The sequence below is a fragment of the Sphingopyxis sp. YF1 genome (assembly GCF_022701295.1).
GTDB lineage: Bacteria > Pseudomonadota > Alphaproteobacteria > Sphingomonadales > Sphingomonadaceae > Sphingopyxis.
Map to the genome: position 1 here is coordinate 3,707,174 of NZ_CP033204.1, position 16,307 is coordinate 3,723,480.

At 67.3% G+C, this 16,307-nt stretch carries 13 protein-coding genes; 8 read left to right on the plus strand and 5 right to left on the minus strand.

Going from position 1 to position 16,307, the window contains the following annotated elements; translation table 11 throughout:
* Positions 1-31: 31 nt before the first annotated feature.
* The gene (locus tag EAO27_RS17850; protein ID WP_242772750.1) at positions 32-616 is read left to right on the plus strand and encodes an outer membrane beta-barrel protein; all 585 of its coding nucleotides are present in this window, start codon (positions 32-34) and stop codon (positions 614-616) included.
* Positions 617-665: 49 nt separating this feature from the next.
* Here the strand turns inward: EAO27_RS17850 and EAO27_RS17855 are convergent, their stop codons facing one another.
* Complete coding sequence (locus tag EAO27_RS17855) at positions 666-1,079, minus strand: VOC family protein (protein WP_242772759.1); 414 nt, start codon at positions 1,077-1,079, stop codon at positions 666-668.
* Positions 1,080-1,262: 183 nt separating this feature from the next.
* Between EAO27_RS17855 and rpmI the strand changes: the two genes are divergently transcribed.
* The 7 genes from rpmI (at position 1,263) to EAO27_RS17890 (ending at position 9,383) form a co-directional block, all read left to right on the plus strand.
* The gene (rpmI, locus tag EAO27_RS17860) at positions 1,263-1,466 is read left to right on the plus strand and encodes a 50S ribosomal protein L35 (protein WP_106000796.1); all 204 of its coding nucleotides are present in this window, start codon (positions 1,263-1,265) and stop codon (positions 1,464-1,466) included.
* A 13-nt stretch (positions 1,467-1,479) separates the two neighbouring features.
* Positions 1,480-1,845, plus strand: coding sequence for a 50S ribosomal protein L20 (gene rplT, locus EAO27_RS17865; protein ID WP_242772767.1), 366 nt, complete (start codon positions 1,480-1,482; stop codon positions 1,843-1,845).
* A 345-nt stretch (positions 1,846-2,190) separates the two neighbouring features.
* Complete coding sequence (locus EAO27_RS17870; protein ID WP_242772769.1) at positions 2,191-3,054, plus strand: helix-turn-helix domain-containing protein; 864 nt, start codon at positions 2,191-2,193, stop codon at positions 3,052-3,054.
* 99 nt (positions 3,055-3,153) lie between these two features.
* Positions 3,154-4,251, plus strand: coding sequence for a phenylalanine--tRNA ligase subunit alpha (gene pheS, locus EAO27_RS17875; protein ID WP_242772771.1), 1,098 nt, complete (start codon positions 3,154-3,156; stop codon positions 4,249-4,251).
* On the plus strand, positions 4,248-6,635 hold the full coding sequence (pheT, locus tag EAO27_RS17880) for a phenylalanine--tRNA ligase subunit beta (protein WP_242772781.1): 2,388 nt from the start codon (positions 4,248-4,250) through the stop codon (positions 6,633-6,635). The genes pheS and pheT overlap by 4 nt, the downstream gene beginning before the upstream one ends.
* A gap of 214 nt (positions 6,636-6,849) precedes the next feature.
* The gene (gene catB / locus EAO27_RS17885; protein ID WP_242772784.1) at positions 6,850-7,482 is read left to right on the plus strand and encodes a type B chloramphenicol O-acetyltransferase; all 633 of its coding nucleotides are present in this window, start codon (positions 6,850-6,852) and stop codon (positions 7,480-7,482) included.
* A 95-nt stretch (positions 7,483-7,577) separates the two neighbouring features.
* Positions 7,578-9,383, plus strand: a complete 1,806-nt coding sequence (locus tag EAO27_RS17890) for a diguanylate cyclase (RefSeq protein WP_242772787.1) — start codon at positions 7,578-7,580, stop codon at positions 9,381-9,383.
* 78 nt (positions 9,384-9,461) lie between these two features.
* Here EAO27_RS17890 and EAO27_RS17895 read toward each other — a convergent pair whose 3' ends face one another.
* The 4 genes from EAO27_RS17895 to EAO27_RS17910 form a co-directional block, all read right to left on the minus strand.
* Positions 9,462-12,221 (minus strand): [protein-PII] uridylyltransferase, encoded by a 2,760-nt coding sequence (locus tag EAO27_RS17895; protein ID WP_242772789.1) that lies wholly within the window; start codon positions 12,219-12,221, stop codon positions 9,462-9,464.
* On the minus strand, positions 12,218-14,878 hold the full coding sequence (gene mutS, locus EAO27_RS17900) for a DNA mismatch repair protein MutS (protein WP_242772791.1): 2,661 nt from the start codon (positions 14,876-14,878) through the stop codon (positions 12,218-12,220). Before mutS ends, EAO27_RS17895 begins: the two co-directional genes overlap by 4 nt.
* A gap of 95 nt (positions 14,879-14,973) precedes the next feature.
* The gene (locus EAO27_RS17905) at positions 14,974-15,462 is read right to left on the minus strand and encodes a hemerythrin domain-containing protein (RefSeq protein WP_242772797.1); all 489 of its coding nucleotides are present in this window, start codon (positions 15,460-15,462) and stop codon (positions 14,974-14,976) included.
* A gap of 63 nt (positions 15,463-15,525) precedes the next feature.
* Positions 15,526-16,293: a tetratricopeptide repeat protein gene (locus tag EAO27_RS17910; RefSeq protein WP_242772800.1), complete on the minus strand. Its 768-nt coding sequence runs from the start codon at positions 16,291-16,293 to the stop codon at positions 15,526-15,528.
* Positions 16,294-16,307: the final 14 nt, after the last annotated feature.

The following is a 16,307-nucleotide window of genomic DNA, read 5'->3' on the forward strand; positions in this document are numbered from 1 at the left end:
GGACCCAGCGTCTTCTAAACAGGGGGTATTCGTGAAAAAAACGATTGTGGCCGCGATCTGTGCGGTCGGCTTTGCTTCGCCCGCATTCGCGCAGGACGAAGGCGAAAGCAATGCCAAGGCGGGTTTCCGTGCCGAGGTGCGCGCCGTCTATGAAACGCCGACGGTCAGCAGCATTGTGGAAGATGACGACGTCTACAAGGTCGGCAGCGCAGTCGCGTTCGGCGGCGAAGTGGGCTTCGACATCGCGGCGGGTTCGTCGTTCGTCGTCGGCCCCTATGTCACCTTCGAAAAATCGTCGGTCGAAGCCAGCGACGGCGTCGACACGCTGAAGGTCAAGGACAATCTCGGCGCAGGCCTGCACCTCGGCTATGCGATCGGGTCAAAGGGCCAGATCTACGGCAAGGTCGGCTATGCCAAGCTGCGCGTCGAAGCGCAGAGCGGCGTGCTCCGCGCCACTGAAAGCGGTTCGGGTTTCCAGGGCGCGATCGGCTACGAGCACGGCTTCGGCGAGCAATTCTATGGCCGCGTCGAATTCGGCTATGGCGACAACGGCCGCATCGGCGGGATCAACTTCCAGCGCCGTCACGCCGGCGTCGCGCTGGGCGTACGCTTCTAAACCATTTTGCGGGGGGAGCGGGGCCTCAGGGTCCCGCCCCTTCGCTTGCCTATCCGGTCACCGGCCCGCCGATCGACCAGACATGACCGAACGGATCGGTAACCTGGCCATAGCGCTGGCCCCAGAATTGATTGTCGAGCGGGAAACGAACCAAGGCTCCTGCCGCCAGTGCCCGGGCCCACGCCGCATCGGCATCGGGCACGTCGAGATGGAGGCCCACCCCCGCGGGCGCGGGCGCACCGCTGCCGTCGCCCATTTCCGGAAAATCATCGTTGAGCATCAGCGGCCCGCCGTTGAGTTCGAGATGCGCGTGCATGATGCGCCGTCCGTCTTCGGCCAGATGGCGCCCGCTCTCGGTTGCGCCGAACGCGCGCGCGTAGAAATCGATCGCTTCGGCGGCGCGGTTGCCGCCGATCGTCAGATGCGGCACAACACCCGGCATCGCGCAATATTGCTCGGTCATGCGACTCACTCCCGCAAACGAGACAGGCTCGCCTTCTACCCGATCCGCCGCCGCCCCGGAACATTCTTGCATTTCCGCACGAATCCGGTTAGGCGCGCGCCTTCGCACGATAGTGTAGATGACCTGCCTGGCTGTCAGGGCTGCCAGGGCCGGTCGATATCGTCGCAAAACAAGGAGACGAAAATGCCCAAGCTGAAGACCAAGAGCGGTGTGAAGAAACGCTTCAAATTCACCGCCTCGGGCAAGGTGAAGCACGGCGTTGCCGGCAAGCGCCACCGCCTGATTTCGCACAATTCGAAGTATATCCGCACCAACCGCGGCACCAGCGTGCTCAGCGATTCGGACGTGGCCCATGTGCGCCTCTGGGCGCCGTACGGCCTGAAGTAAGGAGCGCTAGGCAATGTCACGCATCAAACGCGGCACCACCACGCACGCCAAGCACAAGCGGATTCTGGCGCAGGCGAAGGGCTATTACGGCCGTCGCAAGAACACCATCCGTGTCGCCAAGCAGGCCGTCGAAAAGGCCGGCCAATACGCCTATCGCGATCGCAAGGTGAAGAAGCGGACCTTCCGCGCCCTCTGGATCCAGCGTATCAACGCTGCCGTCCGCGCCGAAGGCCTGACCTACTCGCAGTTCATGCACGGCGTGAAGCTGGCCGGGATCGAACTCGACCGGAAGGTCATGGCCGACCTCGCGATGAACGAAGGCGGCGTCTTCACCGCCATCATCGCACAGGCGAAGGCGGCGCTGCCCAAGGCAGCCTGAGCCTTTCGGCGCCATTGCTGAAAAGCAAAAAGGGCGGTCCCGCGAGGGACCGCCCTTTTTTCCTTCGCTGGAAACAGGAACGACGCGAAGGTCCCCCTTCGCGCCGTTCCGGCGATGATCGTGACCGATACATCGCCCCCCTCCCTCCGAACCGAGTAGCCGTGGGTCGCAGAAAGCCGCCGGCACGGTGGAAGATCCCACGCGGCGACATATCGCTGCGCCACACTCCCAAAAATTGTAGAAACCCGACACGCAAAGCGCTTAGGCTGTTGTTTTTTGCGCCTGTGTCCGCAAGGACACAATGTCATGTCGGATGAGGCCAGTCATTCGAGGCAAGGTGCCGACGTGCGCGTGGCGACGCGCTTCTTTCCCGTGTCCGCCACGCTGCGCCCCTATTCGAGCATCATCTACCTGACCGAAGTCGAAGCGCCGCCGGGAGTGCGTATCGAGGACTATCTCCATCCCGAATGGGCGAACATGCGGTTCATCGAAGGTGACACGACCTTCAGCGCGATCGGCAACGATCCCGTTGCCCCCGCCCCTGCCTTCAACGTCACCGGTCCGACGAGCAAGGCGACCTATTTTTCGGTCGGCAGCATGCGCACCTGGGGGATCGGCATCTTGCCGATGGGCTGGGCGAAATTCTTCGCCCTTCCCGCCGAAACGCTCGCCGACCGCTTTTGCGACGCAGCCACCCATCCGGCCTTTGCCGTTTTCGCCCCGCTGGCCGAGCAATTGCGCGGCGCCAACGACGTCGAAGCGGCAGCGCAGGCCATCGACGATCATTTCACCGGACTGCTGGGCGGCGCCCCGCACGACGACCCGGCGATCCTCGCCGCGCACAGCGCCCTCGTCGACGACGATCTTTCCAGCGTCGGCGAACTCGCCGACAAGCTCGGCCTGTCCGAGCGCTCGACCGAGCGTCTCAGCCTGCGCGCCTTTGGCTTCCCGCCCAAATTGCTCATCCGTCGCCAGCGCTTCCTGCGCAGCCTCGCGCGCTTCATGCTCGATCCGTCGATGGCGTGGATCGATACGCTCGATTATCACTATTATGATCAGGCGCAGTTCACTCGCGATTTCAGGCGCTTCATGGGGATGAGCCCGCGCGCCTATGCGGCACGGCCCAAGCCGATCCTTGGCGCCGCCGCGCGCGCACGCGCCGCCGCAGCGGGAGCGGCGGTGCAGGGGCTTCACAAGCCCGCAAGCTGAGCGCAATTGCGGCCCTTCGGGGTTGACCGGTGCGCCCCGTTCGGTGCAAGCGGCGCCGCAATAAAGCGTGGCATGTCCGCCGCCGCAGGAAGACCGACAATGAGCGATTACCAGGCCATGCAGGCCGAGTTGACCGGCGCGATCGCCGCCGCGACCGATCTCGACGCGCTCGAGGCGCTGCGCGTCGGCGCGCTCGGCAAGGCGGGCCGCATCACCGGGCTGCTCAAGACGCTCGGTGGCATGACCCCCGAAGAACGGCAGACGGTCGGCCCGCAAATCCACACGCTGCGCGAAAGCGTCACCGCGGCGCTGGCGGAGCGCAAGGCGGCGCTCGAAGGCGCCGCGCTCGAAGCGAAGCTCGCGGGCGAAAAGCTCGACATGACGCTCCCCGCGGCCGCGAGCCCGCGCGGCAGCGTGCATCCGGTGAGCCAGGTGATGGACGAGCTGGCCGAAATCTTCGCCGACATGGGTTTCGCGGTCGCGACAGGCCCCGAGATCGAGGACGACTGGCACAATTTCACCGCGCTCAACATTCCCGAGACGCATCCGGCACGCGCGATGCACGACACTTTCTATTTCCCCGAAGTTGGCGAAGGTGCCGCGCAGCGTATGCTGCTGCGCACCCACACTTCGCCGGTGCAGATCCGCACGATGATGGAAAAAGAGCCGCCGATCAGGATCATAGCCCCCGGCCGCGTCTATCGCAGCGACAGCGACGCGACGCACACGCCGATGTTCCACCAGGTCGAAGGTCTCGTCATCGACCGCGGCATTCATATGGGGCACCTCAAATGGACGCTCGAAACCTTCCTCAAGGCCTATTTCGAGACCGATGACATCGTGCTGCGCCTGCGCCCCTCCTATTTCCCCTTCACCGAACCCTCGGCCGAGGTCGACGTCGGCTACCGCCAAGAAAAGGGCAGGAGAATCGTCGGCGGCAACGGCGATGACGACGGCCATGCGTGGATGGAACTGCTCGGCAGCGGTATGGTCAACCGCCGCGTCATCACCAATTGCGGGCTCGATCCCGACGAATGGCAGGGCTTCGCCTTCGGGGTCGGGGTCGACCGGCTCGCGATGCTCAAATATGGCATGGACGATTTGCGCGCCTTCTTCGACGGCGATCTGCGCTGGTTGTCGCACTACGGGTTCGGCGCGCTGAGCGTGCCCACGCTCAGCGGGGGGATTTCGGCATGAAGATCACCCTCGACTGGCTCCGCGAACATTTGGAAGGCGACTATGGCGTCGCCGATGTCGTCGCGACGCTGAACCGCATCGGCCACGAGGTCGAAGGCGTCGAGAATCCGGCCGAGAAGCTCGCCGGCTTCCGCGTCGCCAAGGTGCTGACCGCCGACAAGCACCCGCAGGCCGACAAATTGCAGGTGCTGACCGTCGACACCGGCGACGGCGGCGAGCCGCTGACCGTCGTTTGCGGCGCGCCGAATGCGCGCGCGGGGCTGGTCGGCGTGCTCGGCCTGCCCGGCGCGGTGGTGCCGGCGAACGGCATGGAACTGAAGGTCGCCGCGGTGCGCGGGGTCACGTCGAACGGCATGATGTGTTCGACGCGCGAACTCGAGCTCGGCGACGACCATGACGGCATCATCGAGCTTTCCGCCGATGCCCCCATTGGCACCCCCTTCGCCGATTATGCCGGCGCGAACGACCCGGTGGTCGACATCTCGATCACCCCGAACCGGCAGGATTGCATGGGCGTGCGCGGGATCGCACGCGACCTCGCCGCCGCGGGGCTCGGCACGCTGAAGCCGCTCGCGATCCCCGCGATCGCCGGCGAAGGCCCGATCGCGACCGAAATCCGCACCGACGCGCCCGACGCCTGTCCCGCTTTCTATGGCCGCACGATCGCAGGGGTCGACAACAGCGTCGCGACCCCCGAATGGATGCGCCGCCGGCTCGACGCGATCGGGCAGCGTTCGATCTCGGCGCTCGTCGACATCAGCAATTATGTGATGTTCGACCTCGGCCGCCCGAGCCATATCTATGATCGCGCCAAGCTGACCGGCGCGCTCGTCGCGCGCCGCGCGACGGACGGCGAAACCGTCACCGCGTTGAACGGCAAAGACTATACGCTCGCAGGCGACATGACGGTGATCGCCGACGACAGCGGCGTCCACGATATCGCCGGCATCATGGGCGGCGAGCATAGCGGGTGCAGCGAAACGACGACCGATGTGCTCGTCGAAATCGCCTATTTCACCCCCGAACGCATCGCGCTGACGGGCCAAGCGCTCGCACTGACCAGCGACGCGCGCAGCCGGTTCGAGCGCGGGGTCGACCCGGCGTTCCTCGATGATGCAACCGCAATCGTGACGCAGTTGGTTCTCGACATTTGCGGCGGCACCCCGTCGGCAATGGCGCGCGCGGGCGAACCGCCGCTGGCGACCAAGACGGTCGACTATGACCCGGCGCTGTCGGCGACACTCGGCGGCATCGCGATCGAGCCGGCGAAGCAGCGCGCGATCCTCGAATCGCTGGGTTTCGGCATCACCGAGGGCAGTCCCTGGCGCATCGCGGTGCCGAGCTGGCGCCGCGATATCGACGCCGCGCCCGACATCGTCGAGGAAGTCACGCGCATCATCGGCTTCGACGCGATCGCATCGGTCGCGTTGCCGCGCACAGACGGCGTCGCCAAGCCGACCGCGACCGCCGAGCAGATGCTCGAACGCCGGCTGCGCCGCGCTGCTGCGGCGGCGGGTTATCATGAAGCGGTGACGTGGAGCTTCGTCAGCGAGCGCGAGGCCGCGCCCTTCGGCGGCGGCGCGTGGAGCCTCGCCAATCCGATCAGCGAAGAGCTGAAGGTGATGCGCCCCTCGCTGCTGCCCGGGCTGCTCGCCGCGGCGGCGCGCAACCAGAAGCGTGGGGCGGAGAGCATCCGTCTGTTCGAGATCGGGCGCCGTTACCTGAGCGATGCCGAGCGTCCGACGCTGTGCATCGTGATGGCGGGCGACCGCAGCGAGCGCGGCTGGCAAGCGGGCAAGGCGGCGGGTTTCGACGCCTTCGACGCCAAGGCCGCGGCGCTGGCGCTGCTCGACGCCGCGGGTGCGCCCGCCGACCGCTTGCAGGTGATGGAGCCGGTTGCCGAAGCCGGGGTCTGGCACCCCGGGCAGGCCGCGACGCTGCGGCTCGGCCCCAAGGCGGTGCTCGCCGAATTCGGCGCGCTGCACCCTTCGCTCGCGCGTCATTATGACGTCGACGGCGCAGTGATGGCAGTGCAGATCTTCCTTGATGCGATTCCCGCGAAGCGCGCGAGCGGCCCGGCGCGCAGCGCCTTCACCCCGCCCGCGCTGCAACCGGTGCGCCGGGACTTCGCGTTCCTCGCGCCCGACAGCCTGTCTGCCGCCGATCTGGTGCGCGCGGTGAAGGGCGCCGACAAGGCGCTGATCATCGACGCACGCCTGTTCGACCGCTTCGCGGGGGCGGGCGTGCCCGAAGGACAGGTCAGCCTGGCGGTCGAAGTCGTGCTGCAACCGGCCGAGAAAAGCTTCACCGAGGCCGAGCTGAAGGCGGTGGCGGATAAGGTCGTGGCAGCTGCGGCGAAAGCGGGGGCGGTGCTTCGGGGATAATCCCGAACCCGCCCATCGGCGTCCCGCGCATTGCCATAACGTCCGCCGCGATATAGGCTTGGCACCGATGAAGTCCGCCCCCTGTACCACCTGCATCGGGTTCCCGCGCTAACGCGAGGAACCGAACGGGCGCGCCGCACCGGCCGCGTCCTGCGGCAAGTTTTGCCTTCATCCCGTCGGCGGCTTGCCGCGGGCAATGCAGCAGGTACCCATCATGACAAATTTTTTCGAAAGCCCCTTCAAAGGGGTGACGCTCGACAAGCAGGTAACGCAGCCGAACATCCGGGTCGGACGCTTCAGCTATTATTCGGGCTATTATCACGGACACAGCTTCGACGATTGCGCGCGTTTCATCCTTCCCGACGAAGGGGGCGACCAGCTGATCATCGGCAGTTTCTGCTCGATCGGATCGGGCGCGGCTTTCATCATGGCCGGCAATCAGGGCCACCGAAACGAGTGGATCAGCACCTTTCCCTTTTTCTGGATGCCCGAGGTCGCCGCCTTTGCAGGAGCACAGAACGGCTATCTGCCCGCGGGCGACACCGTGGTCGGCCATGATGTCTGGATCGGGTCGGAAGCCGTCGTCATGCCGGGCGTCCGCATCGGCGACGGCGCCGTCATCGGCACGCGCGCGGTGGTGACACGCGACGTCGCCCCCTACACGATCGTCGGCGGCAACCCTGCCGCCCCGATCCGCAAGCGCTTCGACGACCGGCGCATCGCCCTGTTGCTCGAAATGGGCTGGTGGGACTGGCCGGAGGAGCGGTTGCGGGATGCAATGCCGCTGTTGACGAGCGGCGATGTCGATGCGCTCCATGCGCTTTGGATTTCCGGCCGGACAGGTTAAGCGCAACGATCGGCCCGAAGCAGCGACAGATGCTTCGGGCCGGCTTCGGCGGGCGTCGACTTCGCTCCGACGACCAACCTGCTAGGGGATCGGCGATGCGCTTGGCGACGATTACCAACTGGGCCTATGGCGCGACCGTCGTGCTGACGATCGTGTCGAGCACGACGATGATCCTTGCATCGAACGCACAGGAGCGCGAGCGCGCCGCGGTCGAGCAGCGATACCGGCTCGACCAGGCGACCGCGGCGCTGGGTACCGAAATCTATCGGTTGAGCGATCGCGCGCGGCAATATGTCAACACCGGCGACCCCGTGTATCTTGCCGCCTATCGCAGCGAAGCCGCGGCGCTGGCGACGGTCGAGAACCGCATCCGGCACATCGGCGACGCGGGCGCTTCGGCGAGCGAGCTCGGCGCGCTCAAAAAGGCCGTCGCGATCGCCGACACGCTGCACGACGAGCAGGAAACCGCGCTGGCGGCGCAGGCCGCGGGCGATTCCGCGACCGCACGCCAGATCCTGTTCGGTGCCGAATATGAACGGCAGCTCGACCGCACCGAACTGGAGGTTCAGCGCTTCCAGGATCAGCTCGACAACCGCATCGCCGCGCGGGTTGCGGACGCGACCGAGGTTTCGATCCTGTGGAAGCGAATTTCCGAGATCGCGCTGGCGCTGACCGCGCTGCTCGTCCTGTGCGTGCTCTATTTCGTCTTCAAGCGACGCGTGCTCCACCCCGTCGTCAAGCTGAGCGACGTCGTCAACCGGCTGGCGGTGCAGGATTTCGCCGCCGAACCGCCCGCGGTCGACCATATCGACGAGATCGGCGACATGGCACAGGCGATCCGCATCTTTCGCGAAAACGGTCTCGAGCGCCAGCGGCTGGAAGGCGAGCGCGACGCCGACCGCACGATGCGCGACCTGCTGTCGCGCATGACGCAGCGCATGCAGGGGAGCGACACGCTGCACGACCTGAAGGAGGTCATCGGGCGCTTCATCCCCGAAATCGCGCCCGGGCTACCGGGACGGCTCTATCTGCTCGACAAGCGGAGCAATCTGGTGGTCGAGGCGTGCAGCTGGCTGGGGCCGGTGCATTCGAGCGCGCAATTTTCGGCGATATCCTGCTGGGCGCTGCGGCGCGGCCTGCGCCATCGCCCCGCGGGCGACACGGTCGACGTGCCCTGCGATCATATCGCGTGGGACGCCGGCCAGCCGATCGATACGCTGTGCCTGCCGCTGATGGCGCAGCGCGAGACGCTGGGGCTGCTCTATTTCGAAATGCCCGCGGGCGAGACGAAGCTGAGCGTCGCGCAGCTGATCTATTTCGACATGCTCGCCGAGAATATCGGGCTGGCGATCGCCAATTTGCAGCTGCGCGATTCGCTGCGCGAGATGGCGATGGCCGACCCGCTCACCGGCCTCGCCAATCGCCGCCACCTCGGCCACATGCTCGAGATGCAGGTCGCGCAGGCCGAGCGCGAGGGCGAACGGCTGGGCTGCCTGATGATCGACGTCGATCATTTCAAGCGCTTCAACGACGTGCACGGCCACGAAGCCGGCGACGCGGTGCTGCGCGCGGTCGGGCGGGTGCTGGCGACCGTCACGCGCGAACCCGAGCTAGCCTTTCGCTATGGCGGCGAAGAATTCCTGATCCTGCTTCCGGCGCTGTCGCCCGAACAGGCGCGCGCGCGCGCGGAAGAGATTCGCGATCGCGTCGCGGCGATCGAGCCGGGGCATGCGGGCGAGGGGCCGGGCAGCGTCTCGGTCTCGATCGGAGTCGCGGTGGCGCCGCATCATTGCGACTTCGCCCGCCTGATCCCGACCGCCGACGCCGCGCTGCTGCGCGCGAAAGCGCTCGGACGCGACCGTGTGGAGGTTGCGCAAACGCGCAAGCCGAAACCCGCATAGCCGGGCGACGCGCTCCAGGAATCTTGTCTTGCCGTGCTTTCCGGGTCGTCAGGCGAGTCCGCCTGACTTGAAAACACCCTAGGCCGCCACCGCTTCCTCGCTCCGGCTCCCCGCGGCTTCGAGCAGGCGTTTCTCCAGCCCCTTCACCCGCGCCGCGCTGTCGATCTTGTCGCCGATCAGGTCGGTGACGTAGAAAGTGTCGACCGCGCGCTCGCCATAGGTCGCGACGTGTGCACTGTGCACCGTCACCTTCGACTGGAAGAGCGCATAGGCGAGCTGGTTGAGCAGCGCCGGGCGATCCTGCGCGTTGACCTCGATCACGGTGAAGCGATTGGAAGCCTTGTTGTCGATGAAGACGCTGGGGGCGATGCGAAAGGCTTCGGCGCGGGTGCGCGGGAGAGCGCGTGCCTCGAGCTTGGGAAGCAGTTTCTGCCTGTTGGCGAGCGCATCCTCGATCGCGCGGGTGAGCCGGCCGATCTGCCCTGCCTCGTCGAACGGACGCCCGAGCGGGTCCTGGACGAGAAAATTGTCGAGCGCGAGGCCGTCGCGCGTCGTGTGGATGCGCGCGTCGATGATGTTGCCGCCGGCGAGGTGGATGCCGCCCGCGATGCGATAGAAGAGCCCGGGGTGATCGGCGGCGAGCACCATCACCAGCGTCGCGCCGCGATCGTCGTCGGGCACCGCGGCGATGTGGAGCGGCGCAGTGCCGGCCTGCCGCATATGGAACAGGTTCGCCGCGATCACCTCGACCGGCTCGGCGATCCAGTAGCTTTCGGGGAGGCGCTTCGCGAGCTTGTCGAAGGTCTTGTCGTCGAAGCCGAACTGCGCCGCGACCATTTCCTTCTTGCTTGCGATCCGCGCCTCGCGCCCCTTCTGCTTGTGGCCGAGGCGCAGCACCTCTTCGGCGGCGTCGAACAATTCGGTGAGCAATTGCCGTTTCCAGCTGTTCCAGACGCCCGGGCCGACCGCGCGGATGTCGACGACGGTGAGCACGAGGAGCAGGCGCAGGCGTTCGGGGCTTTGCACGACCTGCGCGAAGTCGAGGATCGTCTTGAAGTCGGCGAGGTCGCGCTTGAACGCGGTCGCCGACATCAGCAGGTGGTGGCGGACGAGCCAGGAGACGGTCTCGGTCTCGGCCTCGGTCAGCCCGAGACGCGGGCAGACGCGCAGCGCGAGTTCGGCGCCGAGCACGCTGTGGTCGCCGCCGCGCCCCTTGGCGATGTCGTGGAGCAGCACCGCGCAATAGATGACGCGCCGCGAATGGATCTGGTCCATGATCGCGGTCGACAGCGGATGGTCGCCCTCGAGCCGGTTCTGCTCGATGTCGGCGAGCAGCCCGATCGCGCGGATCGTATGCTCGTCGACGGTATAATGATGGTACATGTCGAACTGCATCTGCGCGACGACGCGGCCGAAGTCGGGCACGAAGCGGCCGAACACCCCGGCTTCGTTCATCCAGCGCAGCACCGTTTCGGGATCGCGAGGCGAGGTCAGCACGTCGAGGAACAGCGCGTTGGCGCGCGCGATGCGCCGTACCCCGCGCGCATCGATCAGCTTGGCATCGTGGCGCGCCTGGCGCATCGCCTGCGGATGGATTTCGAGCCCGTGCTTGTCGGCGAGCGCGAAGATTTCGATCAGGCGCACCGGATCCTCGCGGAAATAATCGTCCGACGGCAGTGCGAGCCGGCCGCGGTCGAGGACGAAACCGTGGAGCTTGCCCGGGCGGCGGCGCAGGGTCGGCAGGAAGCGGCGACCGCGCGCTGCCATCTGCTCGTCGAGATGCGCGAGGAAGGTGCCGGTCAGGTCGCCGACGCTTTTGGCATGCAGAAAATAGAGCTGCATGAAGCGCTCGACCGCACTCTTGCCCGGGCGCTCGGCAAAATGCATGCGGCGCGCGATCTCGGGCTGGAAGTCGAAGGTCAGCCGGTCCTCGGCGCGGCCCGCGAGCGTGTGGAGGTGGCAGCGCACCGCGAGCAGGAAATTCTCGGCGCGCGCGAACTGACGGAGTTCGCGCGCGGTGAGCAGCCCCGCATCGACCAGTTCGGGGACGGTACGCACGCGGTGGATGAACTTGCCGATCCAGAAGAGCGTGTGGAGATCGCGCAGCCCACCCTTGCCCTCCTTCACATTGGGTTCGACGACGTAGCGCGAATCGCCCATCCGTTTGTGCCGGTCGTCGCGTTCGGCGAGTTTTTCGGCGACGAAGGCGCGGGCATTGCCCGCGACCACTTCGGCGTCGAAGCGCGCCGAAGCCTGGTCGTAGAGCGTCCGGTCGCCCCAGACGAAGCGCGCTTCGAGCAATGCAGTGCGGCTGGTGAGATCGTCCTTCGCGGCGCGGATCATCTCGTCGAGCGAGCGCGAGCTGTGACCGACCTTCAGCCCGAGATCCCAGAGCGTGTAGAGCTGCGCCTCGATCACCTGTTCGGTCCAGCTCGTCTGCTTGAACGGGGTGAGGAAGCCGATGTCGATGTCGCTGTGCGGCGCCATTTCGCCCCGGCCGTAGCCCCCGACCGCGATCAGCGTGATGCGCTCGCCCGCCGAGCGATTGCTCGCGGGATAGAGATGTTCGACGGTGAAATCGTGGCTGAGGCGCACGATCTGGTCGATCAGGAAGGCGGTCGCCTGCGCCGCGACGAGTCCCGACGAGGGATGCGCGAGCAGGCGGCGCGTGATTTCGGCGCGGCCATCGTCAAGCGCCCCCTTGAGCAAGTCGACCATCGCGCGGCGCCGCTGGCCGCTGTCGCTGGTGCCGGCGGCGACGCCTTCCAGCCGGTCGGCGAGCGCGCGGCGATCGATGATCGCGCGCCGGTCGTCCAATCCGGCGAAGAGTTCGCTCATGCCCCGGCCTCGACCTGCTTGAGGCGGTAGAGCGCGTCGAGCGCCTCGCGCGGGGTCAGCGCGTCGGGGTCGATGCCTGCGAGTGTCTCGCGCAGCGCGTCCTTCGCCGCCTCGGGTTCGGCGGCGAGCGTCGCGGCGAAGAGCGGCAGGTCGTCGAGCCCCGCCGCGAGCCCGCCGGTCTTTTCGCGTCCGGCCTCGAGCTTGGCGAGCACCGCTTCGGCGCGCTTGACCACCTTGGGCGACACGCCCGCGAGACGCGCGACGGCGAGGCCGTAGCTGCGGTCGGCGGGACCGTCGGCCAGTTCGTGAAGGAGCACCAGATCGCCCTGCCACTCGCGCGCGCGGACATGGTGGAGCGAAAGCGCGCCCAGGCTTTCGGCGAGGCGCGTGAGTTCATGATAGTGCGTCGCGAAGAGGCAGCGGCACTGGTTCACCTCGTGCACCGCCTCGACCACCGCCCAGGCGAGCGCGAGACCGTCGTATGTCGAGGTGCCGCGCCCGACCTCGTCGAGGATGACGAAGCTGTTCGGGGTGGCCTGCGCGAGGATCGCAGCGGTTTCGACCATTTCAACCATGAAGGTCGAGCGCCCGCGCGCGAGATTGTCGGATGCGCCGACACGGCTGAAGAGGCGGTCGACAAGCCCGAGCTTCACCGCCGAGGCGGGCACGAAGCCGCCCGCCTGCGCGAGCACGACGATCAGCGCATTCTGGCGCAGGAAGGTCGATTTACCGCCCATGTTCGGACCCGTGACCAGCCAGAGCCGGTCAGCCTGCGACAGCGCAACATCGTTCGGCACGAAGCGTTCGCCCGATTTTGCCAGCGCCGCCTCGACCACCGGATGACGGCCGCCGGTCACGTCAAGACAGGGGCCGTCGACAAGATCGGGGCGGCACCAATTGTGGCTCATCGCATGGTCGGCGAGCGCAGCGGCGACGTCGAGCCGCGCGAGCACGTCACACGAAGCGGCGATCGCCTCGCGCCGCGCGACAGCGGCGGCGGTAAGCGCCTCAAGATGCGCGGCCTCGGCAGCGATCGCGTGGACGCCCGCCTGCGTCACCCGGCTCGCGGCGTCGTGGAGGTCAGAGGAATTGAAGCGCACGACGCCCGCGAGGGTCTGGCGGTGGGTGAAGCCCGATTCTGGCGCCATCAACGCGTCGGCATGCTTCGCGGGCACCTCGACATGATAGCCGAGCACACCATTGTGGCGAATCTTGAGCGAGGCGATGCCGGTACGGTCGCGATAGTCGGCTTCCAGGGCGGCAATCGCCTTGCGCCCGTCGCGCGCGGTTTCGCGCAGCGCATCGAGCGCATGGTCGTAACCCTCGGCGACATAGCCGCCCTGCGCGGCGTCGACCGGCGGCGTTTCGATGAGCGCGCGCGTCAGTTCGTCGACGAGCGCGCCGTGACCGTCGAGTCCCGGCAGCAGGCGCGCGAGCAGCGGCGGCAGGTCGGGGCGGCGACCGAGCCGTTCGCGCAACATCCGCGCGCCCGCGAGCGCATCGCGAAGCTGCGCGAGATCGCGCGGTCCGCCGCGGCCAGCGACGAGCCGTCCGAGCGCCCGCCCGGCGTCGGGCAGCGCGCGCAGGGTCGCGCGCAGGTCGCCGCGCCACAGCGCATCGCGCGCAAGGGCGTCGACGAGGTCGAGCCGATCAAGGATCGCGTCCCGGTCGGTAAGCGGGCTGGCGAGATCGTCGGCGAGCAGCCGCGCGCCCGCCGCGGTCACCGTGCGGTCGATCGTACCGAGCAGGCTGCCGTCGCGCGCACCCGCCATGGTGCGGACGAGTTCGAGGCTTTCGCGCGTCGCGGCGTCGATCGCCATCCGCCCCGAAGCCAGATGGCGCACCGGCGGCTGAAGGAAAACCGTCCCGCCGGTTCCGACATGATCGAGATAGGCGGCGACCGCCCCCATCGCGGCGAGTTCGCCGCGCGAGAATTGCCCGAAGCCGTCGAGCGTCTGGACCCCGAAGAGCGCCTCAAGCCGCCTTTGCCCGGGCCCGCTCGCAAAATCGCCCTGTGGGCGCCGGACAAGCTGGCGCACGCCGCCCCAGGCAGGAAGCGTCTCGGCCCCTTCGCCGACGAGCAGTTCAGACGGAGCCAGCCGCGCAAGTTCGGCGTCGACCGCCTCGCGCGGGACCGCGACCACCTCGAAGCGTCCGGTCGAAATATCGGCCGCGGCGATCGCGACCAGTCCCTCGCTGCCGACCTCGGCAAGCGCGGCGAGGCGATTGGCGCTGCGCCCTTCGAGCAGCGCCTCTTCGGTCAGCGTGCCCGCGGTGACGAAGCGCACGATATCGCGCGCGACGAGCGCCTTCGATCCGCCGCGCGCCTTCGCTTCAGCGGGGGTTTCGACCTGTTCGGCGATCGCGACGCGGTGCCCCGCCCGGATCAGCCGCGCGAGATAGGATTCGGCCGAATGTACGGGCACCCCGCACATCGGCACCGGCTGCCCGTCATGTTCGCCGCGCGAGGTGAGCGCGATGTCGAGCGTCGCTGCCGCCGCTTTCGCGTCGTCGAAGAACAGCTCGAAAAAGTCGCCCATGCGGTAAAAAAGCATGCAGTCGCCCGCCTTTTCCTTGAGCGACCAATATTGCGCCATCATGGGCGTCGCGGCGGGGGACGAGGGTTTTGCGGCGGAGAGAGCGACGGAAGCGGACATCGGCCCCTGATTAGACGCTGACGGCGCCAAGGCAAGGCCGGGCAGCAGACGAAACGGCCGCTACGAGACGAAGGCCGGACCGGTCGGCGCGTTCCTTACTCGCGCGCGCCTTCACTCGACGGCGCCTCGTCAGCGGCCTTGGCCTTTTCCTTTGGCTTTTGCTGTTCGAAGATCGCTGCGATCTCCTTCTTTTTCGCCGCCGACAGGCCGTCCTCGGCCTGGGGGAACATCTCTTCTTCCTCTTCGTCGATATGGTGGAGATAGCGGTGCTTCATCGTGCGGAAACGCGTCAGCCAGCCGGTCGACGCAAAATCCATCTCGTAAAGCTCGGTCAGCAGATCCTCTATTTCCTTGTGCTCGGCCACGCTGTGCTGCGCCTCATCGCGCAGGTCGGGCCGCGCGAGCATCGTCGCGTAGAGCGACATCTCCTCCGATGCCGCATGCGCGGTGACCTCGACGCGGAAATTTTCGAACAGATAGCGGCGTTCGTCGCTGTCGCCCTGCGTCGCGTCGATGCGATCAAGCAGATCGCGATGCCGGTCGTGATCGGCCTTCAGCCGGTCGAATATCCTGCTTTCCGCCATAAAACCTCCGTCGTTGATCGACGAAAGAACGGCTGCGGCGCCGCACGGTTCCCGCCGCGCGCGTCAGGGTGTCCTGGCGGGGCGCGCAGGCGGTGCGGCCGGTGCCGCCGCGGTCAGCGGCGCGACATACTGGGCGTAGATGGCATTGGCCTTTTCGGCGATGCGATCGAGCACATCGGTCTTCTGCCCCGCGAGCAGCCGATCGGTCATCGCCTTCGCCGACGGATCGCCGAGCGCGGTCGCGACCGAGAACCACGCCGCGGCGGTCTCGCCATCTCTCGGCACCCCCTGTCCGTCGAGGTACAGCAAGCCGACGCCGAAGAAGCCGCGCGCTTCGCCGGCAGCGGCGGCGGCTTCGTACAAACTGTTCGCCTTGGCATAGTCGAGCGGCGTCCCGCGCCCGGTGGCGTGCATCACCGCAAGGTCGACCTTCGCCTGGACATTGCCCTGCGCCGCCGCCTTCGACAAAAGGTCGAAGGCGGCGACCGGGTCCTCGGCAAGTCCCTCGCCGGTGTCGAGCATCACGCCCAGCCGCCACTGGCACTGGCTGAGCCCGGCATCGGCGCATTGCCGGTAGCTGGCGACTGCCTTCGCCTTGTCGGCGGTCAGATGCTCGCCGCTGTCGTAGAACCAGCCGAACGCGAACTGCCCTTCGGGATCGCCCTCACCGGCCTTGGCCTGCGCCAGCGAAAAAGCCTCGATCGGCTTGCCCGCGTCGAGCAGATCGGCGATCCGTTCGGCGGTGGACGGTGCGGGCGATGCCGCGGCGAGCGCGAACCAGGCGAGGCCGAGCGCGACGGCGCGTTTGGGAAGGTGAAGCAGATGGTCCATGCCCGCTTTCTGGC

Coding starts and splice junctions, on each gene's coding strand:
- EAO27_RS17855 (WP_242772759.1), bottom strand. CDS start 1,079: ATGACCGAGCAATATTGCGCGATGCCGGGTGTTGTGCCGCATCTGACG.
- rpmI (WP_106000796.1), top strand. CDS start 1,263: ATGCCCAAGCTGAAGACCAAGAGCGGTGTGAAGAAACGCTTCAAATTC.
- rplT (WP_242772767.1), top strand. CDS start 1,480: ATGTCACGCATCAAACGCGGCACCACCACGCACGCCAAGCACAAGCGG.
- pheS (WP_242772771.1), top strand. CDS start 3,154: ATGAGCGATTACCAGGCCATGCAGGCCGAGTTGACCGGCGCGATCGCC.
- pheT (WP_242772781.1), top strand. CDS start 4,248: ATGAAGATCACCCTCGACTGGCTCCGCGAACATTTGGAAGGCGACTAT.
- catB (WP_242772784.1), top strand. CDS start 6,850: ATGACAAATTTTTTCGAAAGCCCCTTCAAAGGGGTGACGCTCGACAAG.
- EAO27_RS17890 (WP_242772787.1), top strand. CDS start 7,578: ATGCGCTTGGCGACGATTACCAACTGGGCCTATGGCGCGACCGTCGTG.
- EAO27_RS17895 (WP_242772789.1), bottom strand. CDS start 12,221: ATGAGCGAACTCTTCGCCGGATTGGACGACCGGCGCGCGATCATCGAT.
- mutS (WP_242772791.1), bottom strand. CDS start 14,878: ATGTCCGCTTCCGTCGCTCTCTCCGCCGCAAAACCCTCGTCCCCCGCC.
- EAO27_RS17905 (WP_242772797.1), bottom strand. CDS start 15,462: ATGGCGGAAAGCAGGATATTCGACCGGCTGAAGGCCGATCACGACCGG.
- EAO27_RS17910 (WP_242772800.1), bottom strand. CDS start 16,293: ATGGACCATCTGCTTCACCTTCCCAAACGCGCCGTCGCGCTCGGCCTC.